General features: G+C 42.5%; 21 protein-coding genes and 1 tRNA gene. 11 read left to right on the forward strand and 11 right to left on the reverse strand.

Annotated elements, in window-relative coordinates:
- The 8 genes from ABF638_RS25925 to ABF638_RS25960 all read right to left on the reverse strand — a co-directional run.
- Nucleotides 1-2,153, reverse strand: a 2,153-nt coding sequence (locus tag ABF638_RS25925; RefSeq protein WP_435025784.1) for a HEAT repeat domain-containing protein, incomplete at its 3' end; no start/stop codon positions are given.
- A gap of 69 nt (nt 2,154-2,222) precedes the next feature.
- Nucleotides 2,223-2,681 (reverse strand): hypothetical protein, encoded by a 459-nt coding sequence (locus ABF638_RS25930; RefSeq protein WP_435025785.1) that lies wholly within the window; start codon nt 2,679-2,681, stop codon nt 2,223-2,225.
- A gap of 335 nt (nt 2,682-3,016) precedes the next feature.
- On the reverse strand, nt 3,017-6,028 hold the full coding sequence (locus ABF638_RS25935; RefSeq protein ID WP_435025786.1) for a hybrid sensor histidine kinase/response regulator: 3,012 nt from the start codon (nt 6,026-6,028) through the stop codon (nt 3,017-3,019).
- A gap of 243 nt (nt 6,029-6,271) precedes the next feature.
- Nucleotides 6,272-9,088, reverse strand: a complete 2,817-nt coding sequence (locus ABF638_RS25940; protein ID WP_435025787.1) for a methyl-accepting chemotaxis protein — start codon at nt 9,086-9,088, stop codon at nt 6,272-6,274.
- 61 nt (nt 9,089-9,149) lie between these two features.
- On the reverse strand, nt 9,150-9,647 hold the full coding sequence (locus ABF638_RS25945) for a chemotaxis protein CheW (RefSeq protein ID WP_435025788.1): 498 nt from the start codon (nt 9,645-9,647) through the stop codon (nt 9,150-9,152).
- 4 nt (nt 9,648-9,651) lie between these two features.
- A complete protein-coding gene (locus ABF638_RS25950; RefSeq protein WP_069071198.1) occupies nt 9,652-10,029 on the reverse strand; it encodes a response regulator transcription factor in 378 nt (125 codons plus the stop codon).
- Nucleotides 10,030-10,100: 71 nt separating this feature from the next.
- Nucleotides 10,101-11,168 carry a response regulator gene (locus ABF638_RS25955; RefSeq protein ID WP_435025789.1) on the reverse strand — a complete coding sequence of 356 codons (1,068 nt, stop codon included), beginning with the start codon at nt 11,166-11,168 and terminating at the stop codon, nt 10,101-10,103.
- A 669-nt stretch (nt 11,169-11,837) separates the two neighbouring features.
- A complete protein-coding gene (locus tag ABF638_RS25960; protein ID WP_435025790.1) occupies nt 11,838-12,254 on the reverse strand; it encodes a Pepco domain-containing protein in 417 nt (138 codons plus the stop codon).
- Nucleotides 12,255-12,885: 631 nt separating this feature from the next.
- Between ABF638_RS25960 and ABF638_RS25965 the strand changes: the two genes are divergently transcribed.
- Entirely contained in the window at nt 12,886-14,763 is a 1,878-nt protein-coding gene (locus ABF638_RS25965) for an SUMF1/EgtB/PvdO family nonheme iron enzyme (protein WP_435025791.1), read from the forward strand.
- A 424-nt stretch (nt 14,764-15,187) separates the two neighbouring features.
- Here ABF638_RS25965 and ABF638_RS25970 read toward each other — a convergent pair.
- Nucleotides 15,188-15,269, reverse strand: a tRNA-Leu gene (locus ABF638_RS25970).
- A 172-nt stretch (nt 15,270-15,441) separates the two neighbouring features.
- Nucleotides 15,442-16,629, reverse strand: a complete 1,188-nt coding sequence (alr, locus tag ABF638_RS25975; RefSeq protein ID WP_435025792.1) for an alanine racemase — start codon at nt 16,627-16,629, stop codon at nt 15,442-15,444.
- Nucleotides 16,630-16,954: 325 nt separating this feature from the next.
- Between alr and ABF638_RS25980 the strand changes: the two genes are divergently transcribed.
- The gene (locus tag ABF638_RS25980) at nt 16,955-17,452 is read left to right on the forward strand and encodes an HNH endonuclease (RefSeq protein ID WP_435025793.1); all 498 of its coding nucleotides are present in this window, start codon (nt 16,955-16,957) and stop codon (nt 17,450-17,452) included.
- Nucleotides 17,453-17,516: 64 nt separating this feature from the next.
- On the opposite strand, the gene ABF638_RS25985 is transcribed toward ABF638_RS25980, so the two are convergent.
- The gene (locus ABF638_RS25985) at nt 17,517-17,762 is read right to left on the reverse strand and encodes a hypothetical protein (protein ID WP_181928620.1); all 246 of its coding nucleotides are present in this window, start codon (nt 17,760-17,762) and stop codon (nt 17,517-17,519) included.
- Nucleotides 17,763-18,104: 342 nt separating this feature from the next.
- Between ABF638_RS25985 and ABF638_RS25990 the strand changes: the two genes are divergently transcribed.
- From ABF638_RS25990 to ABF638_RS26030, 9 genes are all read left to right on the forward strand, one after another.
- The gene (locus ABF638_RS25990; RefSeq protein WP_181928619.1) at nt 18,105-19,388 is read left to right on the forward strand and encodes a DHH family phosphoesterase; all 1,284 of its coding nucleotides are present in this window, start codon (nt 18,105-18,107) and stop codon (nt 19,386-19,388) included.
- Between the two features lie 268 nt (nt 19,389-19,656).
- Nucleotides 19,657-19,947, forward strand: a complete 291-nt coding sequence (locus ABF638_RS25995) for a hypothetical protein (RefSeq protein ID WP_435025794.1) — start codon at nt 19,657-19,659, stop codon at nt 19,945-19,947.
- 138 nt (nt 19,948-20,085) lie between these two features.
- Nucleotides 20,086-20,580 (forward strand): phosphohistidine phosphatase SixA, encoded by a 495-nt coding sequence (gene sixA, locus ABF638_RS26000; protein ID WP_435025795.1) that lies wholly within the window; start codon nt 20,086-20,088, stop codon nt 20,578-20,580.
- Nucleotides 20,581-20,688: 108 nt separating this feature from the next.
- A complete protein-coding gene (locus ABF638_RS26005; RefSeq protein ID WP_323203624.1) occupies nt 20,689-21,825 on the forward strand; it encodes a citrate synthase in 1,137 nt (378 codons plus the stop codon).
- 342 nt (nt 21,826-22,167) lie between these two features.
- Nucleotides 22,168-23,286 carry an NADH-quinone oxidoreductase subunit NuoH gene (gene nuoH / locus ABF638_RS26010; RefSeq protein ID WP_334699198.1) on the forward strand — a complete coding sequence of 373 codons (1,119 nt, stop codon included), beginning with the start codon at nt 22,168-22,170 and terminating at the stop codon, nt 23,284-23,286.
- A gap of 106 nt (nt 23,287-23,392) precedes the next feature.
- Nucleotides 23,393-23,977 (forward strand): NAD(P)H-quinone oxidoreductase subunit I, encoded by a 585-nt coding sequence (gene ndhI, locus ABF638_RS26015; protein WP_069070630.1) that lies wholly within the window; start codon nt 23,393-23,395, stop codon nt 23,975-23,977.
- Nucleotides 23,978-24,122: 145 nt separating this feature from the next.
- Nucleotides 24,123-24,737: an NADH-quinone oxidoreductase subunit J gene (locus tag ABF638_RS26020; protein WP_435025796.1), complete on the forward strand. Its 615-nt coding sequence runs from the start codon at nt 24,123-24,125 to the stop codon at nt 24,735-24,737.
- 59 nt (nt 24,738-24,796) lie between these two features.
- The gene (gene nuoK, locus ABF638_RS26025; RefSeq protein ID WP_006199065.1) at nt 24,797-25,102 is read left to right on the forward strand and encodes an NADH-quinone oxidoreductase subunit NuoK; all 306 of its coding nucleotides are present in this window, start codon (nt 24,797-24,799) and stop codon (nt 25,100-25,102) included.
- Between the two features lie 6 nt (nt 25,103-25,108).
- The gene (locus ABF638_RS26030; protein ID WP_435025797.1) at nt 25,109-26,029 is read left to right on the forward strand and encodes an NAD(+) kinase; all 921 of its coding nucleotides are present in this window, start codon (nt 25,109-25,111) and stop codon (nt 26,027-26,029) included.
- Nucleotides 26,030-26,233 lie beyond the last annotated feature (204 nt).

Below are 26,233 nucleotides of genomic sequence, written 5' to 3' on the forward strand. Positions count from 1 at the left end.
AAGGTGGCGATCGCATCTTGATTCCCTGGATCGATTTTCCATAAGATATCTGCTGCCTGCCTACGGGTGGAGTCATCCACATCAGGTGATTGCAGAAGTTGCACCAAGGTGGCGATCGCATATTGATTCCCTGTGCCGATTTTCTCTAAGCTTGATGCTGCTAGCCAACGGGCGGATTCATCCACATCAGGTGATTGCAGAAGTTGCACCAAGGTGGCGATCGCATCTTGATTCCCTGAATCGATTTTCCCTAAGATATATGCTGCCTGCCTACGGGTGAAGTTATCCACAGTAGTTGATTGCAGCAGTTGCACCAAGGCGGCGATCGCAAATTTATTGCCAGTGGCGATTCTCCCTAAGCTTGATGCTGCCTGCCAACGGGTGAAGTCATCTACATCTTTTGATTGCAGCAGTTGCACCAAGGCAGCGATCGCAATTTCATTGCCAGTGCCGATTTCCCCTAAGCTATCTGCTGCCCACCTACGGGTGGAGTCATCTACATCTTTTGATTGCAGCAGTTGCAACAAGGCGGCGATCGCTTTTATACGGTCTATGTGTTGCAGTTGTAATCTAGCTTCTTCTTCAATTCGACTAGAAAATTTTATCCAATTTTGTTTTTTAGTATTGAAATAACCAAAGCCCCATTTGACTATTTCCTCTACTATGTCATCGGCTCTAGAATCATCCCTAAACTCGGCAATTCCTGCGCCAGCTAAAAAATAGGCGCGATATTCATAAAATCCTTTATCTACATCTTCTCTATTCCACTTACCGCATCCGTCTTTAAAGTTCACTAAAGCATCTATAAACAGTTGCTTTTGCTGTTTGATATTTTCTTCTTCTCGCCCTAGCCAAAGTAATATTGTTTGCTTCCATTGCGGTTCAAAGATGCGATAAGTTCCTTGACTGGGATTTTTAGGAACGTGGTTGAGAAAGAAATGCCAGTCATCAATTGCTTTAGCAGCAAAGTACTCTTGAAATGAGGCATGAAAAAAAGCGTAAACAGGTTTTCTATTCGTATCTATCCCAACACAGTTTAGCCAACCGCGATTTAGTGCCAATTTCAGCAGCGAATTTTCATCATCAGTATCACCCAAAAACTGAGTAACAGAATCCTGCCGCAAACGAAAACGGCTTTCTTCTTTGTCTATTGCTGCTTTAGCTAATTCTCCCAGTTTGACATTAAGTTGCTGACGCTGTTTAGAGTTTGTTACAAATTCGGCTTTTTTCCACTTGTCGAAGTCATCAACAAATTGCTGATAGAGTCCCGCTTGAGTATCAGGTAATTTACCTTCTCTTGATTGCCAATTTAAGCATAGCAGTGTCAACCGCAGAGGATTTTTCACTAAATCTTGAATCCGTTCTTTACCTGATTCTTTCAATGCAGTGCATAACTGCTTTCCAGTTTTGGGAATAGCAACGAACCATTTGTGAATAAATTTCTCTACCTGTTCTGGATAAGAAAAATCTAACGTGCGATAGGTATCAAAATTATCAAGTGCATTAATGCTGCCATCCCACAGATTAACCCGACAGGTCAGTACAATTCGCGCTTGAGAAATAAACCCTGATTCACGGACTTGACGGGCAACTTCTGTTAGAGGATTGCCTGAAGATGCGGACATTTCATCTAACCCATCTAGCAGTAGCCACACATTATTTTGATTAAACAAAGCAACAAAATCATCTTTCATTTGCTTAGTGGCTTCAGCTTTACCTGTTTTCTCAGCAACCTGAGTCAACCAAGTTTCAAACAGATAAGATTTTAGTTCCTGACCTCGCAAATCTGCTAAAGATACCCAAATGACAATCGACTGGGGAATCTCGCGAGATACCCAGTCAGCAATCTGCTGTAACAGTGTTGTCTTTCCTGCTCCTGGTTCGCCAATAATCGCAATCCGCTTACCTTGACTTTTAGGCGTGTTCTTCTGTTTGAGAACTTCTTCAAGAAAAGCATCATGCTCCAATGTTTTGGTGATTTCTGTCTCCTTGTACAGTTCTGAACCCTGTTCTGGAGAAATATCATCCTGACGCTTAGATTGTTTTTTGCGCTCAACTAATCCCAGTGGTACGTAAACATCATCAACTTGCAGGGCGACTCCTTCAGTTGATGTCAGAGGATTTGTAGTTAGCTTTCGCCGTTCTGCCAGCATTTCACGGCAGACTTGACGCCAGTCATTGAGAGTTAACTTTGTCCCATCTTCCCCCTGAGACGACTGTAGTCAGGTGTAAGTATTGGTCTGTTGCCCAATTGTGATTTGTTGGGCAACCATTGCGCCTTTCTCTGCTTTTATCTCTTCTGCTAACTTTGCAAAGTTGTTAACAACTGACGGCTGTGACTTGATTTCATCTGCTAATTTTTGAATTTCATTAGCAATCTTAGACTGGTTGTTGTTAACTGCTGCTTCAACTTCCGCAACTGCTTGAGCAATTTCTGGGTCTGCGTCTGCTGCTGCTTTCAGTTCCAGCACTGCTTGACCATAATCTAAACGCTGTGGTTCATTTGCTTCTACAGCATTGGTGAGTAATGGCGACTTATTTTTTTGGCGGAGTAATCCGATTAACTTGCTACCTAGCGTCCATGTAGCATCACCAAGGTTTTCGCCGATTTTCTCCTGTGCTTTAGTCCAAAGTGTAGTTGCGATCGCAGTAGCAACAGCCGTCAGTGTTACAGTTACCATAAATTCACTACAAATTGAGTTAATGTAGAGATTATTTCAATTGACACAAATAGTATCACGAAAAAGCTAGGCGATTATTAGTGATATCAATAAATACAGTTCAGATAAAACCAAAATAATTGTAGAGACGGCGATTTATCGCGTCTCAAAAACCAAAATTTTTGCCAGTAGCCTTTAGCACAGGCGGGTTTTGTCTGTATAGCCGCGATTTCTAGTCGCCAGGATACTAATACCAATTCAATTAATGATTGCAACACATCCTTGGGTAAAGACGCGATGAATCGCGTCTCTACAAATGGTATTTTTGTAGCATTCTTGTTTCAAATTATGAATTATCAATTAGAAGCTACCTTTTCTGCTACAGGATGAATTATTTCCTCCAGCGTTTGGAGTAACTCTTGCTCATTATAAGGTTTAGAAAAGTAAGCGCGTGCCCCCAATTGCATAGCCAACTGCCGATGTTTATTGCTGCTACGAGAAGTCAGCATAGCAACTGGAATATTTTTGGTATCAACGTCTGAATTTACCTTACCTAAAAAGCCATAACCATCAAGGCGAGGCATTTCAATATCACAAATTACTGCCTCCACTCTCAATCCACTATGGAGTTTTTCTAAGGCATCTTGACCATCTTTAGCTTGCTCTACTTGATACCCTCCTTTTTCAAGGGTCAGAGCTAAAAAGCGGCGAACATTAATCGAATCATCTACGATTAAAATTGTGCCTTTCTGCTTAATAGATGCTGCTGATATTTTCTCTTCGTCAAATATCAGGAACGGTGTTTTTAACCTTGCTGATGGTAATTGAGTGCCTCTAGGAGTCTTCCGATTTGTAGCAATCCAATACAGCAATTCATTGACATTAACTAGTGGCACTACTCGACCATCACCGAGAATTGTGCAGTTGCTAAAACCTTCAGGTAAGGGGATATTTCCCTCGACTTGGCGAATCGCAACTTCTTGTTCACCCCAGCAACGATCTATTTGAATTGCTACTGGCTGATTATTACCTTTGACTACTAATACGCTGTTAGTACTAATGGCTGCCGGAATTTCCAACTCTGCGCTATCGTAACGTAGGCAATTAAACTCTAAATAACGAGTTAAGCGAATCAGTGGCAGCATGGTTCCTTGCCAATTTAAAACTTCGCTACCAGCCATTTCAAAAACTCGCTCGTCTTGGAGTAAAGATATTTCTGAAATGACATCTGTGGGAAATGCTAATAGAATCTTGTTGATTTCTACCAGCAGAACTCGCGCAACGGAAAGTGTAAACGGTAATGAGAGGGTGAAGGTAGTACCAACTCCTGGTTCCGTATCAACTTTGACATCTCCTCGAATTAGTTTAAGGTTGTTGCGAACCACATCCATACCGACACCGCGACCAGATAATGCTGTCACTTGCTCAGAGGTGGTAAAACCTGGTTCAAAAATTAGTGATAACAGTTCTTCATCACTAGCATTAGCGAGTAGAGAAGTATCCAGTCCCATAGCTAGGGCGCGGGTGCGAATTTTCTCCAGAGAAATGCCCCAACCATCATCACGGATAGTAATGAGAGTGCGATTACCGCGGTGAGTGGCTGTAATTTCAATCAATCCTTGTTCTGGTTTACCCAAAAGGCGACGCGTGGCTGAGTCTTCGATACCATGATCGAAAGCGTTCCTTAATAGGTGCATTAAAGGTTCGTTTAAAGCTTCTAAAATGCTGCGTTCAATTAAAGTGTTACCACCTTCAATTTTTAACTGGACATTTTTCCCATACTCTACGTTTAAATCGCGTAAAGCTCTAGGAAAACGTTCGACTAAATCAGACAACGGTCGCATTCTGATGTGATTTAGTTTGGTTTGTAACTGTTTTGATGTTTTGTTGAGTTTACGAGCAATATGGTCTGTATCATCTACACTGAGTTGCACATCTGTTGTAACTTCCTGTACCTGAACAATGGTTTCCATAACTTCCTGCGATCGCAGGTTGAAATCGTTATAGCGATCCATCTCTAAGGCATCAAAGTCACTGTCTGTACCTTGTGTTTGCTGGCTATTTTCATCTCGCATTCTCACCCCAGCAGCTTGAGTGGAAATTTTGTCGGAGACTATACGTAATTCCTGGTTTTCTCGGTCGAGAACTTGGACTCGCTGGTTGAGGTTACGAACGAGTTTGCGTAATCTTTCTAGTTGTGAGTTTAACCCATTTCGCTGAACAATCAGTTCGCCAAATAAATCATTAATTTGCTCTAGTTGTTTGCTAGGAACTCGGACGCTATTTTCATGACTTTCTCGTTCTTTAGTTGGCTCTCCTTTGCTTTCTCCAAATCTGGTATCTGAAGGATTATCTTCTCTGGCAAATATTGTATTGTGTTCAGTGACATTTACAGAATTTACGTCGTCGGCAAATTCTGCATCCACAAATGTAAAATTAGCTGCGATTGCTTCGTCTTTAACCCAAGTTTCTGGAGTTATCTCTGCTTGCCAAACAGCTGTTGACGCTACTTCTGTGTCGAGGACATCTGTGGGAAGAAGTTGTGGTATTATTTCTGCTGGTAATAGTGCTGGTAATTGCGTAGAACCACCCAAGTTAATTTCTGTAGGTAAGTTATCTAGTTGATTCGTCAGCACCAAAGCTTGCGATCGCCGCCATGCTTGCAATGCTAACTGGGCAATTTCGGAAATGCGTTCCCCGTCGCTACTCACAGTTTCCAAGTGCTGCGTTACTGACTCACAAAGCTTGCTAAAAGCTGGCAACTGGAGCATTTCACCCAAACCACCCAATTCAGCTGCCATGATCACAATTTCTTCATGCAATCCGGCTTGTTCGCTGTTTGCCAATACAGATTCTAGACGCTGCAAACACTCTTCTACTTCTGTGGAAAATAGCAAAGGGATAACGTCTTGCCCATCTTCTGGGGATAGCATGGTTGATGCATCCTCTGGGGTGGGGTCGCCCAAGCGATCGTGCAACTCATCAAAAATTGGGTAACAAAAGGTTGCTAACCACTGATCTTCAACAACATTCCCTTGTGCAAGTAATTCTACAATCTGACGCAGCCAGTCAACTCCAGATAGCAATAAACTTTGCAACTGAGTATCAATTTCTAAAGAATTTTTTTTAGTTTTTAAAACTTTAAAGGAATCTTCCAGACGGTGAGATAAATCACTTAGCGATTTAAATCCCATCATCCCCGCGCCACCTTTAATAGAATGAGTAGCACGGAGTGCAGCATTGATTTTATCCAAATCGATGCGGTTACTAGTATCGATTTCTAACAATACCCCTTCTAAGGTATTTAAGTAATCTGTTGCTTCTTCCAGAAACTGCATCTGGATTTCTAATTCTTTGTCTTGTAGCATAGTTTTTGTCCTTAGTCATTGGTCATTGGTCATTGGTCATTAGTCATTAGTCATTGGTCATTGGTCATTAGTCTTAGTAAAAGGACAAAGGACAAATGACAATGGACAAATAACAAAAGTCATTAGTCATTGGTCATTGGTCATTAGTAAAAGGACAAATGACAACAGACAAATAACAAAAGTCATTCGTCATTCATCACTAGCAAATCGCAAAGGACAAAGGACAAATGACAAATGACAAACTTAACTAACTTTGAAAGCCTCGACAGTCTCTTGCAATTGCTGGGAAATTTCTACAGTTTGTTGCAGAGATTCAGAAACTTGGCGAGAAGAATCGCTGGTGCGTTGTGATATGGCAGCGATATCTTTCATCAATTGGCTAACACTTTGGGATGTTTCAACCTGAGATGCGGTTGCAGTAGAAATCGACTGCACTAAGGAGTCAATTTGAGACGATACATCCAAAATTTCACTCAGACTTTGTTTAGCCTCCTCCACAATTCGAGTCCCTTCTACCACTTGGGTAGTGCCTATTTCCATTGCTTGGACTACTTCACTGGTTTCTCGTTGAATATTTTCAACGATTTGTTCAATTTCTTGAGTTGCTGCGGCACTCCTGACTGCTAGTTCGCCGACTTCTTCAGCCACTACAGCAAAACCTTGACCTTCTTCACCTGCACGCGCTGCTTCAATCCCGGCGTTGATGGCAAGCAAGTTGGTTTGAATCGCGATTTGGTTAATCAAGGACACCACGCGAGAAATTTGTTGCGAAGACTCTCCCAAACGTTTCACTTTCTTAGCAGTTTCACCTACAGTTTCCCGCAAAGACAGGATGTTTTGTACTGTTAAATCCATCGCGTGTCCGCTCTTGGTAGCGGTGTGAGCAGCATGGTTAGCAATGAAGGCAGCTTTTTCGGCACTTTCGGCTACAGCTTTCATGGATTGGGTCATTTGGTCAACAGCATCAAGGGTGCGGTTGATTTCGGCAGCTTGGGTGAGCGCTTCCTCTGCCAAGTGGCGGATGGCTCCTTCGTTAGAGCCAATGGCACTATTCACATGGATAGCAGCTTGTTTAACTTGGGTAACAATATCCCGGAGGCTTTCGACAATGGAGTTGAAAAAGTCGGCAACAGTGCCTATTTCCCCAGCTGTTACGTCTGCACGTACTGTCAAATCACCTCTGGCTGCTCCTTCTACGTCATTGAGCAGTTCTAAAAGTTGCTGTTGTAGTGTTTCGTCTGACCCGGTTACGGTAACATTTCTAACTTTTTCTATCTCTTCTAGTAACTTGGCTTGTTCTAAGGCATAGCCGACTTGAGTTGCTATCTGTTGAAACAAGTCAATTTCCGGCTGTTGCCAAACACGAGGAGTTTCGCAATGATGAGCAATTAATAAGCCTAAAAGTTTTTCTTGGACAAGAATCGGTACGATTAAATTACTTTTGACAGCAAATTTTTCCAACAGTTGGATGTAACCGTCGGCATTTTTCAGGCTTTGGTCTTGATGAATATTGGCAACTGCTTGCACCTCTCCATCGTGATAAGTTTCTAGATAACGTTCCCGAAAATAAGGCTCGTCAATTTGCACTCCCAGCATTTCCGGCCAATCACCAGTTACCGATTCCGCAACGACAACGCCATCCCGATTATCTGGATTCAGACTATAAATGATTACCCGGTCTGTTTTTAGCGATCGCTGAACTTCTTTAACTGCTGCGTGATAAATATCTTCAGTTTTGAGAATTTTCCGAATTCTTAGAGTAATATCTGCTAATAATTTTACCCCTTCAACGTCTAGTTCCTGTTGCTGCTCCTTAACTAAGACTTGTAATTGTTCAGCCATAAGGTTGATATTTGCACTCAATACCCCTAATTCGTCTTCTCTTTCAATTTCCAGACGGGTATTGAATTTACCTTGACCTAGCTTCGCTAATGCCGCAGTGGCATTAAGAATTGGTTGTGTAGTCAGTTTAGCTAACCGAGATGCGATCGCAGCTACAATCAATGCTGTCACTGCTGTACCAATGGCTATAATCCACAACAATTGTCTTTGCGGCTCAAATACGGTTGCTGTATTTGTAGCTAAAAGTACCTGCCAGTTTAAATCTGGTAAGCCATCTATACTACTAGCTGGTACATAGCTAACTAGTTCTTGTTTTTTCTGAGTTTTGGAAACTTCAATAAAACTATCTAGCTTTTTAGCTGCCAGCAGTTTCGGTAAACTAGAATACTCTCCCTTTGCCTCTTTCCCCAATAATTCCTTTTGGGGACTCAAGAAAACTGTTCCCGAAGCATCGAGCAAATGGTATTGTTGTCCATTAGCTACGTAGTTCTTGATGACTTCCTCTAAAGATTTTACGGGCATACGTGCTTGTACCACGCCAATGGTTTGTCCCGTCCTTGTCTCTTTCACGGGTGCAGCTAGATAAATACTCACTACACCAGTATTTTTTGCTGCTTCCGGTTTGCTGATAACAGGAGTATCTTTTTGTAAAGCGTCTTGAAAAAAGGTACGGTCTTTTTGATTTTCTAGGGGTTCGCCTGTGGATTGCACAATCAAGTTACCTTGGCGATCAAAAACAGCAATGCTGTCATAAGCTTTGTAGGCTTCGACAACACTATCTAAGACTGCTTGCTTTTGCTGAGTAGTGATACTGACACTAGCTTGAGGACTTGTCAAAAATAGCAAGTTTGATATTACTTGGATATCACCGTAGCGTCCCAGCATAAAGCGGTTAACTTTATCACTCAAGCCAGTGGCTTCGGCTTGTTGAGATTGGGTAATTTGCTTAGTAATCGACTTGTTGGCAAAACCAAAAGCGATCGCACCGATGCCCAAAACTGGTATTGTACCAATTGCGATCGCTAAAATAGTAGCTTTCTTAACCAATCCTAGCCTTGTAAAATAGGCAATCCCCTGATTCAAAGAAGAATTATTCACACTTTTATTAGTCAGCTTAGTTGGTAGCTTTACTACAGTACCAATGCCTTTTTGGGATGAAATCAGTGATGCTCGATTTTGAGCGCTATTACCTTGATTTGTGTTGGTTTTATTAAACATAAAATTAATTCTCCTAAGTATGTGAATAAGACACTAAAAATCTTTTTTTTAGTAGTAAACCCTAATCACTACGGAGAATAGAAGACTGTACAATCGCCTGTGCATCTAATACCAGTAATATTTCTTCCTGCTGCACAACGCACCCACATAAATAAGGAACTAAACTGGATGTCACTTGTCCTATAGGAGAATGAATCTCATCAACTATAAACTTGGTTGTACCTTTTATTTCTTGTACAACTAAGCCCAACACTAATGATTCTACTTGGATAACGATTACATTGTACTGCCGCAGTCGATAATCTAGGGATTCTAAATTGAGCATTTTTGGCAAATCAACTACCCAAATTATCCGACTCCGCCAATTCATTAATCCTAATATGCAAGGGGGCATATTAGGCATCGACGTAATAGATTCAACAGGCACAAGAATAGCTTCTTGTGTATGCTTCATTGATAAAACAGCAGTAGTTTGTTGATTTAGCTGGAACTTAAGATAACCATCTGCTAAGTTATTTGGGGTTGGTTTGGAAGCAAGAGTAATGTTTGTACTAGTCATTGATTTAAATTACCACTGATTTAATAGTACGTAGAAGATGTTCGCGGGTGTAAGGTTTAGTTATATAAGCATCTGCACCTTGCCTCATCGCCCACAAACGGTCAATTTCTTGATTTTTAGAACTACAAACCACAATCGGCACTTTTGCAGTAATCGGGTTTCTTCTTAGAGAACGACACAATTCAAATCCACTCATTTCTGGCATTACAACATCAGTAACGATCGCATCTGGTTTTTCTAACACAGCTTTTTCTAAACCTTCTTTTGCACCACTTGCCTTAATTACGTTGTAACCACTTTCTTTGAGATAATGGCTCATTAATTCCAATTCACTGGGAGAATCTTCTACAATTAAAATTGTGCCAAGCAAAGTCAGGCTCACTATTAAATCTCCTAAAAAAATAAATTAAACGTATTAGCTTTTTATAAGAATTCTGAATTCTGATTCCTAAATCAACCAATATGCTTAAAAACCATTTTTAGCAATTCTGATTGTGTAAAAGGCTTAGTCAAATATCCTGATGATCTGACCATTTTAGCCTTTGCTCTGTCGATAAAGCCTGTTCTACCAGTCACCATAATGATTGGTGTATTTTTAAAAGCTGAATGTTTACGTAATAATGAACATAGCTCATAGCCATCTAAACTTGGCATTTCAACATCTAGCAAAATTAGATCAGGCTTACTCCGCAGAATTTGCATTAAAGCTTTTACTGGATCGTTGATCATCACAACTGAAAATGTGTTTTCATCCAAAAAGTGTTTGATGGAATTCAAAACCGTTTGGCTATCATCAATGCAAGCAATTGTATATAGTTTTTTACCAACAGGTGGCTGAGTAATTTTATTATTCTCAGGGATATCAAAATTAATTGGTATCGGCAAGTTCTGCCCAATTTTTATATGCAGTTGTGGCTGAACTTGAGACGATTGTGTTGCAGACAAAACTTGAGAACCACCACCAGATGGAATTGATGACTGAATATTTTGTCGATTTCGTAACTGCTTTTGACAGTGTTCAACAAGTAAGCGCAAATCCAGGCGACAGAACTTTGGTAGTTCATTCAAAGAGCTTTCTGGACTGAATTCATAGCTACCTTCTTTTAAACACAGAAATGATTCCAGCACTTCTTTTGCCAATTCGTCTATCAGGCTTCCTGCTTGCACAGATGTAATATAGTCCTGATTTACTAACCAACAAATAGCTTGGTAATCCGCATTTGGTATTGATTGATGTTCATTCTTCGTCTCAAACATCAGCCGCATTTGCACGCGAGTGGCGCTGTTGAGAGCAGGAATTTGCTGGCTTAAGCGTCGCAAGTGACTGTCAAGCCGTTCAAACAGTTTATCTGAATAGGAGGCATAAGTAAGTTTACCGTCCTCTAGATAAATTGACCAAGAAACTATTCCAGTAAATATGCTTAAGCACCCTGTAGCACGCCGACTGGTTAATTGTGCCAACAGAGATAGCGGATGTAGTTTCTGGAACAACCTGTAGCTACCTATAGGAGTTGTGCTCATTTTGCTTTTACTTCAGCTAAATTCGATACGTGTAAGCTAAATTCGTATAGAGTTCTTCCACAATTTAAATTAAGTAAAAAGCATCAAACTTTTGTATTTTAAAGTACATCAGTTTACATCTAGGATTTGTGGTGAAACTCAACGACATTAGCGTTATTTTCAGATGAGGAAATCTTAGTAAATTCATAAATTGTGATTAATTTATTTGCTGTTACTGAGATTTATAAACATCTTTCGAGAATAAGACATAAAAATGTCAAGACTAGATGAAGCCACTTTCCATTGAGTAACCCCATTCTGACCACAGGAATAATACTGATTTTGTAAAGGTTAATATATTTGAACTACTGTATTTACACTTAAATACAATCTAGTATGTAAGCAAATAAGAACTATATAAAGCCACTTTTAATTAAATACACCCGTTATGACTACAGGGATAATACTGATTTTTTGGATAAAAATAAAACCAGAATTCAGAATTCAGGAGTCTGAAGATTTTAAGTAAAGTTTTATACTGTTAAAATGATTTACTGCTTTGGCAGAGTTGTTGTTCAAAAAAATTGTGCGATCGCACAGCCAATTTATTCTTACTGTTGATATTGTGCGATCGCTATGCTTACGGCTATAAATTAGGCCACATCTCTACATTAGGTATTAAGATAGCATTTATTTCCGCTTGAATTTAAAAGTCATCGCTCCTTTTCCCCCAGCTTTCCCACCACCAATCCCAAATAAACTGATTTGTCCTTCGCCATTGACTTCTACTGAGAGTTCTACCTCATCAAGCTGGAGTTTAGAATCGGGTTGGTCAGCTTCATCAAGCATTTCCCGCATTGCTTGCAGAAATCCCTTCATTTCTTGCTTGAGTTTCGTTACCTCTACTTTGTGTCTAGTAATTACTATTTCGTCTCTTTTTCGGCTGACAACTATTTCTTCTGTAGTTTCAACTCCCAGTACTCCTCCTGTATCTTTAATGCTTCTTTCTCCACTATTTATAAATGTTTCACTAGTTGTACTTGATGTTTGGGCTGTTTCTTCAGTAAGAATCCAGATGGCTTTGGGGGTGGAATTTTCTGCTGACATAAATTTAATTATTGAAATTATTCGTGATTTAAGTGGTTTTTACCAAAGCCTCTAACACCGCCGTTCTGGTTTCCAGTTCAGAGGTAGGAGCGCAAAGCATTGCATTGGTGTCAACTTAAGCTCAAATGCTTGTTCCACAGGCGTTTTACCCCCCCTTAATTCCCCCTTAGAAAGGCGGGAAAAAGAAATCCAGTTCCCTCCCCTTGTAAACTACGGTGTACACACAAGTCTGATAACCTTATCCCATATCGTTGCTGATCCCCCCTAACCCCCCTTAAAAAGGGGGAACTAGAATCAAAGTCCCCCTTTTTAAGGGGGATTTAGGGGGATCAAACCACATTTTGCACTCAGCATAGAGATGTGTGTACACCGTAGCCCCTTGTAAAGGGGAGGGTTAGGGTGGGGTGACGCGTTGAGTAATGCTAAGTGAGAGAACTGAATGTTGAGCGTAATTGTTGAGCTTTTCTAGAAGATACGGGGCAATTCTGACGACAATTTGAAGTTTAGTTATGGCAGGCAATTATTTATTTAGTTTCAGACTATAAACTGCATGACAGTGTATTACTATTATTCAGTAGCAACACGTAAACTTGCAATAGGGAAGAACAAATTAGTCAATACGAACGCAGAAATGGCTAAAAATTGGGCGATCGCGATCGGCATTAACCAGTACAACAATCTTCAGCACCTAAACTACGCCAAACTAGATGCCGAAGCTATGCGCGATTGGTTTCAAAACGAAGTGCGGTTTGACAAAGTATTTTTGTTTACAGAAGATTCTCCCCCAATTAAAACTTCTCCACCCATTCCCACTCAGGCTACTTACGGTAATTTGCGGCGGTTCTTAAGGGCAAACTTTGAAATACCACTATTAGCACCAGGGGATAATCTCTGGTTTTTCTTTGCTGGTCACGGTTGTCGTGAAGCTGATCGTGACTATCTCATGCTGATGGATAGCGATCCAGGGGATGTAGAACATACGGCAATCCCTGTTGATTATGTTACCCAAAGATTGCGCCGTAGTGGAGCAGATAATGTAGTGTTGTTTTTAGATGCTTGCCGCGATGAAGGAAGCAGGGGAGGAGAGGGTATTGGTAAAGAACATCAGGGAGTAGTCACATTTTACTCTTGCAGTCCCAGTCAAAAGTCTTATGAAATTGACCAATTGCAACACGGCTCATTTACCCAGGCGTTGTTAGACGGGTTGAGGATAGCAGGTGCAGGAAACTGCGCCACAGTAGAAAGATTGGACAGGTATTTACAATCCACAGTACCCACAATTAATCAAACCCACCAGAAAAATCCACAACATCCTTATGCTAAAGCCGAACCAGCTACCAAATTACACTTAATTTTGTTGCCCGACTATGCCACTCCCCATGATATTGACACGATGAAACTTGACGCTTATGAAGCTGAAGTAAAAGGAGATTGGGAATTAGCCAAGCAATTATGGCTTCGCGTGAATGTGGCTGCTAGGGGTTTGGATGTGCAAGTAATTGACGCATTTTCTAGAATTTTTCTGCGACAAGGAGAGTCTTCTGCACCCCCAAAAAGTCCTGAACCTTTACCAAACAGCGGGAGATCAGGAGTTTCTGAACCAGCAACTACAGCACATCAAGCTGGACTACAGGTTTTTCAGTTTGAGATTGTGAAGGTAAATGCAAGTGGTCAAGAGGTAAAACGAGATAGAAGCAAAGCCGAATATTTCACCGAAGACTTAGGAAATGGTGTCAGCTTAGAAATGATGTATATCCCCGATGGCACATTTATGATGGGTACAGAAGATGAAGAGATAGAAAGGCTTGTGCAAAAACTAAAATGGGATGGGTCTAGAAGAGAAAAACCTCAGCACGAAGTAACGGTTCAATCATTCTTCATGGGTAAATATCCAGTTACCCAAGCGCAATGGAAAAGAGTAGCAGCACTACCCCAAGTTAACCGTGACCTGAAAGCAGACCCATCTAAATTTAAAGGAGATAAACGACCAGTAGAGCAAGTATCTTGGAACGATGCAGTTGAATTTTGCGATCGCCTCTCTAGCCTCTCCAAATTTACAAATAAGCAATATCGTCTACCGAGTGAAGCTGAATGGGAATATGCCTGTCGTGCAAGCACAAATACACCCTTTCACTTTGGCGAGACGCTTACAACTGAGTTAGCTAACTACGATGGAAATTCTACTTACGCTTCTGAGCCAAAAGGAAAAAAGCGTGGAGAAACAACAGAAGTAGGCAGTTTTCCACCCAACGGCTTTGGATTATACGATATGCATGGGAATGTTTGGGAGTGGTGTCAAGATAATTGGCATGACAGCTATAAAGGAGCGCCTAGAGATGGAAGTGCATGGATAGATAATGATAATCAATATCAAGTGCTGCGGGGCGGTTCCTGGTATAACCTTCCTGGAGGCTGCCGTTCCGCGTATCGCACCTACCTCAACTCGCGCGACAACCACTTCTACCCTTTTGGTTTTCGTATTGTGTGCGCTGGCGGGAGGACTCTTTAGCCCTTTATACTTTAGCTCTTTTGCCCTTTGCTCTTATTCTCTTTACCCTTTTTGAGTGTAGCGGAGCGGAACAATCTAATTTTTTTGAAAATCAAAGGTTGAATTATAGAGAGAATTAATCTTACAGTTATTTACATGAAAACTGCTATAAAAAACACAGACAATAATCTTCTTATGCCACGCGATGTGCGACTTAGTTCTTGAAACCCCACTTCCATTCCTCTCCCCGAAACGGAGAGAGGCTTTGATTCTTGCTCCCCTTCCCTACAAGGGAAGGGGTTGGGGGTTAGGTCTGAGAGAAAGTCGCACACGGCGTTATGCAAGCAAAATATAGCTCTACTTACTTTCCTGCTTACAGTTGAGGATAAATTAATATATTTAAAGTATGAGCCTGTTGGCTTATACAGTTTTCGTCATTTTAAAGTGCGGATGAAAGGACTTGAACCTTCACTCCTTTCGGAACTAGAACCTAAATCTAGCGCGTCTGCCAATTTCGCCACATCCGCATCATCAGTTTATAATCATACCATAAGGAATTATTTTTAGCAATAGGGAATAGAGGAAGAAGCAGGGGAGGCAGGGGTAGATTAAAAAGCAGTTTTTGGTGGGGCAAGGGGGAGAATAAAAATTACCTCTTTCCCCTCTGCCCTCTGCCTCTTCTCAATGCCCCATTCCCAATTACATAACTGCAACACGAGGCAGACGATGCTTAAACCCACAGAGAATTTCCCAGGAAATAGTATTTAGTTGTTCTGCCCAATCATCCGCTGAAATTTGTTCTTTTCCCTGTTCCCCTAGCAAGGTGACTACTTCTCCTTCTTGGATATTGGGTATGGCACTCACATCCAGCATCAACTGATCCATTGTAATTGTGCCAATTTGCGAAACCCTCTGACCGCGAATTAACACCTGCATTTTATTAGAAAGACTGCGAGGAACACCGTCAGCATAGCCAATTCCCACGACAGCGAGGCGAAGTTCACGCGGGGCAATAAATTTATGACCGTAGCTGACAGATGTTCCTGCGGCAATTGTTTTAACTTGGGTAACTCTTGCTTTAAGTTGCAAAACGGGCTTGAGGTCGATCGCATTTTGTAAATGGGTTGCTGGGTAAAGTCCGTAAACGGCTAAACCGACACGCACAATATCGTAGTGCAATGCCGGATTTGTGAGTGCGGCGGCTGAATTTGCCAAGTGCAAGCAGGGTGGTTGGATTCCCATTGCTTTGATTTGAGCGATCGCTTCCTCAAATCGTTTATGCTGTTCTTCCATTGCCGTCGGATCAGGATCATCTGCTGTTGCCAAATGGGAATAAATACTGGCAATAGAAAGATGTGGTAAGCGCTGCACTAATTGCACAAATTCGCCAGCTTGCTGCCAATTAGTTCCCAACCTAGACATTCCCGTGTCTAATTTGATGTGTACGGGGACTGGAGAACCATAATTCATCGATTCCAATGTATCGGAAAATACTAGAGCTTGTTTAGGGCTACAGAGTGTGGGTTGGAGTTTCCAATGTGCGATCGCATGAATCTGCTCTGGTGTATGAGTTGCCCCTAAAATCAAAATGGGCGCTTGAATCCCACCTTCTCGGAGTTGAATTGCTTCTGGAACTGTAGCGACTCCCAGCCAACTAGCTCCCGATTGAATTACGGTTTGGGCGACTGTTACCGCTCCATGTCCATAGGCATCAGCTTTTACTACTGCCATCAACTGGGTATTCGGCGATAAAAACTGCACCAATTGCTGTACGTTGTAAGACAATGCTCCTAAATCAATTTCTACCCAAGCTCGTTGCGAAAACCACGCGTAGGGGTCGCACTGCTGATTAGGAACTACACCGGGGATTTCTTTGCGACTTAACATTTGTACTGACTCCTATCCCACCACGGCTAAACTTCAAGTTATCTATCTATACACGCTCCTAAAAGCGAGATCAGATTAAATAGGAAGTTTACCCTTCATATTGGAATTGATACAAGATATTGGGGCATTGGGCATTGGGCATTGGGAAGAGGACAAGGGGAAAGAATTGTTGTAAGTTTTCTCACCTCATCTCCCTCATCCCCCTCATCTCCCTCATCCCATGCCCAATGCCCAATTCTCCCGAAAGTATAATTTATTCTCATCTCCCTAGCAGGGTGTAATTGTGTTAATATTTATGTAAAGCTAATACCCTGAGCGCAGATAAATGGGGAAGGTTTTAGTCTTAAACGCCTCTTACGAACCTCTCAATATAACGAGCTGGCGTCGCGCTGCGGTTCTGTTAATCAAGGGCAAAGCAGAACGCGTGGAACACAACGGTAAATTCCTTTACTCGGATTTTCCGCTGCCTACCGTGATCCGGTTACGTCATTATGTACGTGTTCCTTATAAAGAAATTCCTCTGACTCGCCGAAATATATTGCACCGTGATAGTCATGCCTGTCAATACTGTGGTTACACAGGGGATGAATTGACACTAGATCATGTAATACCGCGATCGCGCGGCGGGGGTGATACCTGGGAAAACATTGTGACAGCTTGTGTCCGTTGCAATGTCAAAAAAGGCAGTCGGACTCCCCACGAAGCTCACATGCCTTTGCGTCATCCTCCCCGCCAACCTTATAGCAGCCTCTATTTCGAGGTCAGCAAACATCTTAAAAGTGGACTGCACACAGAGTGGCAAAAGTATGTTATAGGTCTTTGAGCAAAAAAGCAAAGGAGAAAGAAGAAATACCCTCTTTCTTTGGGACATAGCCAATAACTATTAGTTATGGAGTGTTAGAAAAATTCGCGGCTATATGGCTTGCAACGAAGGCGAGTGCGTCAATTCTCAAGCCTCTACTTAATGTATGGGGTTTCTTCCTTACTTCTCGTCTTCCCTGCCTTCTTTCACTGGACTTGGCTCTAAAATTATCAGAATTATCAGAATTTTCAAAGGGGATACGAAACAGGCGTTGTTCATCAAAAATAATTGTTAATTGCTCAATAGTCACAATAATGAGAATATTAAGCATAAGAATATTTCAAATATCAAGGACTAATCCTAAAGTATAAGATAGAAAATATACCCTAAGTCAGATAAAAATCCCGCTGATTCAATTCACAGAAGAGAGAAAAAGCTCCCAAAACAGATTTATGCTGCCAGATACAGCCCGATCTACTAAACTTCCTTGGTGTATGCCCTTGAATGGAATTTAGTCGAAGTTAAGCGCTGTTACTGACAAAAAATATACTTAGATGTATAGTGCAATGTCTTAATATTTTTGCGAAGATCAAAATAATGTGGCTAAATTCAGTGAACTGCTGCTCGTAGTATCTCTGAATTAAAGGAGCCTCACACTTTAAAAAAGTTCCCTATGTACTTGAATTCGCCCGTTACTCAGTTTGAGAGTTTGTCATTGACCACAGAGCCAAACCAAGAGGAACCTGAAATCGAGAAAGCGCCAGTGGAAGTTGCATTTAAAAGTCCGTCATTACCGCCATCGGTAGGTGATGGGGCTATATATCTCAGTCACCGCGGTAATTCCCTGGCACAACAAAAGTCAGAAGAACTACAAAGAACCCTTCTGGCGCACAGACACGATCGCCAGCTCGTAATTCTGCAAGATTTTCCTGACCCTGATGCCCTTTCCTGTGCCTGGGCTTACCAGTTAATTGCCCAGCAATATGATATCAAATGTGAAATCATTTATGCTGGTGCATTGAGCCATCAAGAAAATATTGCCTTGGTAAGGCTGACTAATTTACCTATCCAACGCTGGACAACGCAAACCTTGAAAACCAAAGATTTGTCATCTTATCAAGGTTTTGTATTAATTGATAACCAGGGAACTACTTCACAGCTACTATCAGCGGTACAGCAAGCTGGAATTCCCCTAGTAGTACTCATCGACCATCACAGCATACAAGGTGATCTCCAATCAGAGTTTGAGGATATCCGCCCTTACGTAAGAGCGACTGCAACAATTTTTACGCAGTATCTCCAAACAGGATTACTAGCATTAGATAGCAGCATAAATCAACACGTCAAATGCGCTACCGCCTTGATGCATGGCTTGCGATCGGATACAAATCGGCTCATGCAAGCGCAAGAAGAAGACTTTATGGCAGCGGCGTATTTAAGCCGATTTTATGACGCCCAACTGCTGAACGCCATTTTACAGGCGAACCGTTCCAAGCGGGTGATGGATGTGATCGAGCGATCGCTAAAAAATCGCATCGTCCAAAATAACTTTTCTATTGCTGGTGTCGGTTACTTACGTTACGATGACCGCGATGCCATCCCCCAAGCGGCTGATTTTCTCGTCACCGAAGAAAATGTCCATACCGCTGTAGTTTATGGCATTGTTCACGATGAAGATGATGAACTGGAGATAGTCATCGGCTCCCTGAGAACTAGCAAACTTACCCTTGACCCCGATGAATTCATCAAAGAAGCCTTTGGACAAGATAGCACAGGGCGCTTTTTCGGTGGTGGAAGAACAAGTGCAGGTGGCTTTGAAATTCCGATGGGCTTCTTATCTGGCAGCAATGAAAATTCCGCTTATGCGAAAATGAAATGGGAAGTATTCGACACTCAAATTAAGCAAAAACTGCTGAGGTTAGTTAACCCTAGAGATAACCCGATTCAGTCGGAGTAGAGGGAACCAAGGAGACGCGGAGAACTCCTAACTAATGCAGGATCAAAGTGTAGTATCCCTTCCCGATTTTTGATAAGAGTCGGGAATTTGGATTTTATTACAACATCTAAACGAAATCAAACGTTATACCAATTTGAAAAAAGAATGCGACAAATAGACCATTTGTAGAGACGCGATTCATCGCGTCTTTACCCAAGGATGTGTTGCAATCATTAATTGAATTGGTATTAATTTGCGTCTACCTATTTATTTGTGAACAAGGAGCACCATGAAATCTATAAAACTCCAAATCTTACAAACTCTGTATGAGCAAGATTTTTGTGAGTGGGTAGAGCAGACAGCAGAGCTTTTGCGATGTCTACGACACATCATTAAGATTGACCAAGCTGTATCTGACACAGCAGTTGATTTATTGCGGTCTTATCGGCTCAGTCATAATTTGGCCATTCCTGATAGTCTTATTGCAGCTACAGCAATAGTGTGGAATTACCCGTTTATCACAAAAAACCAACGGGATTACAGATTTATTCAAGGTTTAAACCTATTGCCATATCCGTAACTAGAACATCTAACACCGTGTTGCGCCGGACAGATGGCAGATCAACGAATGGGTAATAATGATTAAGATTAGGATAGGTTAATTCACACCAGACGTAAATCCTAACTAAGCAAGGGCTACGCTAATAAAACTAAAAGTATGGAACTATACTTAATTCGTCATGGCATCGCCGAAGACAAGGGATTAGGCATCACAGATGAGGAGCGCAGCCTCACCAAAGAAGGAAGACAAAAAACTGAGAAAGTTGCCCAGAAACTTGTTAAATTAGGTTTAAACTTTGATTTAATTCTCACCAGTCCCTTAGTGCGGGCCCGCCAAACGGCTGATATCCTGATAGCGGAAAAACTAAGCTCCCGATTAGAGGAATCTAGCCACCTCGCTCACGATGGTCAAATTTCTAGTTGGCTAAAAGACTGGTTAGAGCCAAGAAATTATTCCCAAAATACCCAACTGGCGCTGGTTGGACATGAACCTGATTTGACTAGTTGGGCAGAAATTCTCCTGTGGGGAGAAGTCAAAGAAAGTTTAGTCTTGAAAAAAGCAGGTATGATTGGGATAAAACTACCAGAAACAGGTTCTCCTTTGGGTCGTAGTCAGATGTTTTGGTTGACACAACCCAAGTACCTGCTATAACAGTTTTTCAACATTTTCGATTGTTGTTAGAACGGCTACTGTTATGGCGACAATAAATTTCTGGTAAGTTAGCTTGATCAGATATTTCAAAAAGCAAATGGTGTTGCCATGATGGTGTGCGAATACAAGCCTGGTTTAGAAGGCATTCCCGCCGCTCAATCAAGTATCAGCTATGTTGATGGGCAAAAGGGAATACTAGAATATCGTGGCATCCGGATTGAAGAACTAGCAGAAAAAAGTACATTCCTAGAAACTGCTTATCTCTTAATCTGGGGCGAACTGCCAAGTAAGGAAGAACTAAAAACATTTGAGCATGAAGTTCGTTTCCACAGGCGAATAAAGTACCGCATTCGGGACATGATGAAATGCTTTCCAGAAAGCGGTCATCCAATGGATGCCTTACAAGCCTCTGCTGCTGCTTTAGGCTTGTTTTATTCGCTCCGGGATTTACATAATCCTGCCTATATTCGAGATTCAGTGGTACGCCTGATAGCAACGATTCCCACAATGGTGGCGGCGTTCCAACTGATGCGAAAAGGAAATGACCCGGTACGTCCCCGTGATGACTTAGACTATTCCGCCAACTTTCTATACATGCTCAATGAGCAAGAACCCGATCCTTTAATGGCGCGGATTTTTGATATCTGCTTGATCCTTCAAGTTGAGCATACAATGAATGCTTCTACCTTCAGTGCCAGGGTGACAGCTTCCACCTTGACTGATCCTTACGCTGTGGTTGCTAGTGCTGTGGGAACATTGGGTGGGCCCCTGCATGGCGGAGCGAATGAAGAAGTAATTCAGATGTTGGAAAAAATTGGCTCTGTGGAAAATGTCCGTCCCTACATAGAGCATTGTCTGCAAACTAAATCTAAGATTATGGGCTTTGGACATCGTGTGTATAAAGTAAAAGACCCACGAGCCATAATTTTACAAGGACTAGCAGAACAGCTGTTTGAAAAGTTTGGGCATGACAAGTTCTATGACATTGCCCTAGAAATGGAACAAGTGGTAGGAGAAAAACTCGGTAGCAAAGGGATTTATCCCAATATTGACTTTTACTCCGGTTTGGTGTACAGGAAGATGGGGATTCCTACAGACTTGTTTACACCAATATTTGCGATCGCTCGCGTTGCCGGTTGGTTAGCCCACTGGAAAGAACAACTAGCAGAAAACCGGATTTTCCGTCCTACCCAGGTTTATAACGGTTTGCACGAAGTTACTTATACCCCCATTGACCAACGGTAAATTGGGCATGGGGAATGGGGTACAAGAGGCGGAGGAGCAGAGGGGCAGAGGGGCAGAGGGGAAAAACTTACTGCAACTTCTCCTCTGCTCCCCTGCTCCCCTGCTCCCCTGCTCCCCCATCCCCGTCTCCTCAATAGCCAATCTCAATGCCAACCATAAGTAGAAGTTCTCATCTCGCTTCAGAGGGCTAAAACCATCCAAGGATATACTAGGCATGGGAATTAGCGACAAATCTTCAATCAAGCATCATCTGGGCAAAAATTAAAAATGGGTGAATTTACAGGTATTAATTTAACTAATAGTTGTAACTCACCATGACTCGATGTCTTAAAGAGCGGAAACATGAATTCAGGAATTGACCTCCAAGGAACTTTTATTGAATCCCTCCGGGATTTAGGTATACCAGCAGGAACAGCCAAAGCGATTTGGATGCCACTGCCAATGATACTGATGCTGATTGGGGCAACAGTGGGGGTATTGGTAGCCACTTGGCTAGAACGAAAAATTTCCGCATCTGCACAGCAGCGAATTGGGCCAGAATACCAGGGCCCTTTTGGGTTGCTGGTGCCTGTAGCGGATGGTTTGAAGTTGGTATTTAAAGAAGATATAGTACCAGCCAAGTCTGACCCCTGGCTGTTTACCCTCGGCCCAATTATTGTTGTAATTCCGGTGTTTCTGTCGTTCCTGATTGTTCCCTTTGGGCAGAATATCGTTATTAGCAATGTGGGCATGGGCGTATTCTTGTGGATTGCCTTGTCAAGTATTCAACCCATTGGCTTGCTGATGGCTGGCTATGCATCTAATAACAAATACTCCCTCTTAGGGGGCTTGCGGGCAGCAGCGCAATCTATTAGTTATGAAATTCCTTTGGCGTTGGCGGTGTTAGCGATCGCTATGATGTCTAACAGCCTCAGCACCGTTGATATTGTCAATCAGCAATCTGGCTACGGCATTCTGGGCTGGAACATTTGGCGACAACCAATCGGTTTCCTGATCTTTTGGATAGCCGCCCTAGCTGAATGCGAACGATTACCCTTTGACTTACCCGAAGCGGAAGAAGAAATCGTCGCAGGATATCAGACTGAATACTCAGGTATGAAATTCGGTCTGTTCTACCTGGGTTCCTACGTTAACTTGATCCTTTCTTCCTTACTAGTAGCAATTCTCTATCTGGGCGGTTGGGACTTTCCCATTCCCCTCAACCTCATCGCTGGTTGGCTGGGAGTCAGTGAACTAAATCCCGTGTTCCAGATAGTAACTGCTGCTTTGGGGATCACAATGACCGTCTTCAAAGCCTATTTACTAGTGTTTGTCGCCATCCTGTTGCGCTGGACAGTGCCACGGGTACGGATTGACCAACTGTTAGATTTAGGATGGAAGTTTTTGTTACCAGTCGGTTTGGTTAATCTCCTATTAACCGCCGCTCTGAAACTAGCCTTTCCCTTCGCTTTTGGTGGTTAGTCATTAGTCATTAGTTATTAGTCATTTCTACAAATGACTAATGACCAAGGACAAAGGACAAGGGACAAATAACGCTGATAGCTTAAAAAGAGAGAGTGAAACATAAATGCTCAAGTTCCTGAAACAAGTTGGTGATTACGCCAAAGAAACAGTACAAGCTGCGCGTTATATTGGTCAGGGGCTTTCTGTCACCTTCGATCACATGCGGCGGCGTCCGATTACCGTACAGTACCCTTACGAAAAACTGATTCCTGGCGAACGGTTTCGCGGTAGGATTCACTTTGAATTTGATAAGTGCATTGCCTGCGAAGTTTGCGTTCGCGTTTGTCCGATTAACCTGCCTGTAGTAGATTGGGCATTCGACAAAGCCAGCAAAAAGAAAAAACTCAACCACTACAGCATTGACTTTGGAGTTTGTATCTTTTGCGGTAATTGTGTGGAATTTTGCCCCACTAACTGTCTATCCATGACAGAAGAGTATGAGCTTGCCACTTACGATCGCCATGAATTGAACTATGACAACGTAGCGCTAGGTCGTCTGCCCTATAAGGTAACAGATGACCCAATGGTTACACCACTGCGCGAACTAGTTTACCTACCCAAGGGCGTCCTCGAACCACATGGACTACCTGCGGATGCGCCACGTGCAGGTGCGCGTCCAGAAGACCTGGTAGAACAAACAGAAAAATAAATGTCATTTGTCCATTGTCATTTGTCCTACCCTGCGGGAACCCGCAGAAGCGTCTATGTTATTTGACTAATGACTAATGACTAATGACTAATGACCAATGACCAATGACTAATGACCAATGACCAATGACTAAGGATAAAAAACAGTGAATCTAGCAGAAGGAGTACAGTTTGTATCACTTGGCATACTGGGCGTGATGATGATTGGGGCGGCCATTGGTGTGGTGCTGTTCTCCAACATCGTCTATTCTGCCTTTATGCTGGGGGGTGTATTCATCAGCATGGCGGGAATCTACCTGTTACTGAATGGTGATTTTGTTGCCGCCGCACAAATACTAATTTACGTTGGTGCGATTAACGTGCTGATTTTGTTTGCCATTATGTTGGTGAACAAGCGGCAAGATTTTGTAGCATTTCCTAACTATTGGGTGCGGAAAGTACTTACAGGTTTAGTCAGTGTAGGATTGTTTGGTCTTTTAAGTACGATGGTGCTGGCTACTCCTTGGGCTTACTCTACTGCTCCTGTGGCGGGTGGTGAAAGTTCTATAATTTTGATTGGAGAACATTTCTTCACTGACTTTTTACTACCTTTTGAACTGGCTTCCATTTTGCTACTGATAGCGATGGTAGGAGCAATTATTTTGGCACGTCGTGAGTATTTGCCAGACCAACTGACACGATCCGATCTAGGGCAAACTGTTTTGACTTTGCAAGAGCGCCCCAGAGAACTGGTATCAACAACCAGCGAAACAAAAGAGTAATATTTGCGACCTTATTCGCAGATAAAAAGCCAGTTTTTTCAGGAGGGATACTCAGATTCATGCAACTCCAGTACTTTTTATTACTAGCAGCAGCTTTATTCTGCATCGGCATCTACGGTTTAATTACCAGCCGCAACGCTGTGCGGGTGCTGATGTCAATTGAGTTACTGCTCAATGCTGTTAATCTGAATTTAATGGCATTTTCCAACTTCCTCGACTCAACATTAATTAAGGGTCAGGTTTTCACAGTATTTGTGATTACCGTGGCCGCAGCCGAGGCGGCGGTGGGTTTAGCGATCGTGCTTGCCATTTATCGCAACCGCGATACCGTCGATATGGAGCAGTTTAATCTCCTGAAGTGGTAACTGTGCGTGCAACTAAAGCAGGTAATCATTGCTTATAAAGCGCGGGATGCCCGGAGTAAACAATGGGCAGAAATCTGTGCGAAACAACTAGAAAGTCGCGAGTGCCATGTGTTGATGGGGCCTAGCGGGCCGAAAGACAACCCCTATCCTGTCTTTTTGGCTTCAGCGGGTCAACCAATCGATCTCGCTTTGGTACTCGGTGGCGATGGTACTGTTTTAACTGGTGCCAGACATTTAGCCCCAGCGGGCATCCCTATTCTGGGAGTGAATGTGGGAGGTCATCTGGGGTTTTTAACTGAGTCAGTGGAAGAGTTTCAGGATACTGAGAAAGTTTGGGATCGGCTGTTTGAGGATCGCTATGCTATCCAACGACGGATGATGTTGCAAGCTGCGGTGTATGAGGGTCATGGATCTAATTTGGAACCAGTGAGTGAACATTACCTGGCTTTGAATGAATTCTGTGTCAAACCCGCCTCCGCTGACCGAATGATCACCTCAATTCTGGAAATGGAAATTGACGGTGAGGTAGTCGATCAATACGTCGGGGATGGGTTGATTATTTCTACTCCTACAGGTTCTACTGGTTATACCGTTTCTGCTAATGGGCCAATTATGCATGATGGTATGGAGGCGATTACTGTTACTCCCATTTGTGCAATGAGCCTTTCTAGTCGCCCCCTCGTTTTACCCCCTGGTTCTGTGGTGAGTATTTGGCCTTTGGGGGATTACGATTTGAGTACTAAGCTGTGGACAGATGGAGTGTTGGGGACTTCGATTTGGCCAGGACACCGCGTTGATGTGCGGATGGCAGATTGTCGGGCTAAATTTATTATTTTGCGCGAGAACAATTCCTACTATCAGACGCTACGGGAGAAGTTGCTTTGGGCAGGTACAAGAGTTCACTACAGCAATAATCACCGTAATTAATTAAGTATTTTAGAGTGCATCTACCGCAGATTGCGTAGGCGTAGCCCGTCGTAGACATCGCGTACCCACCAACACCGCAAGCATCGCAACCAAAATTATTCAAGCCCCTGGATTCATCCGGGGGTTTTCTGCCCTTACTTTCTTTGCTGATACCAATTCAATTAATGATTGCAACACATCTTTGGGTAAAGACGCGATGAATCG

Source organism: Nostoc sp. CALU 1950 (assembly GCF_051172895.1).
Taxonomy (GTDB): domain Bacteria; phylum Cyanobacteriota; class Cyanobacteriia; order Cyanobacteriales; family Nostocaceae; genus Nostoc; species Nostoc edaphicum_A.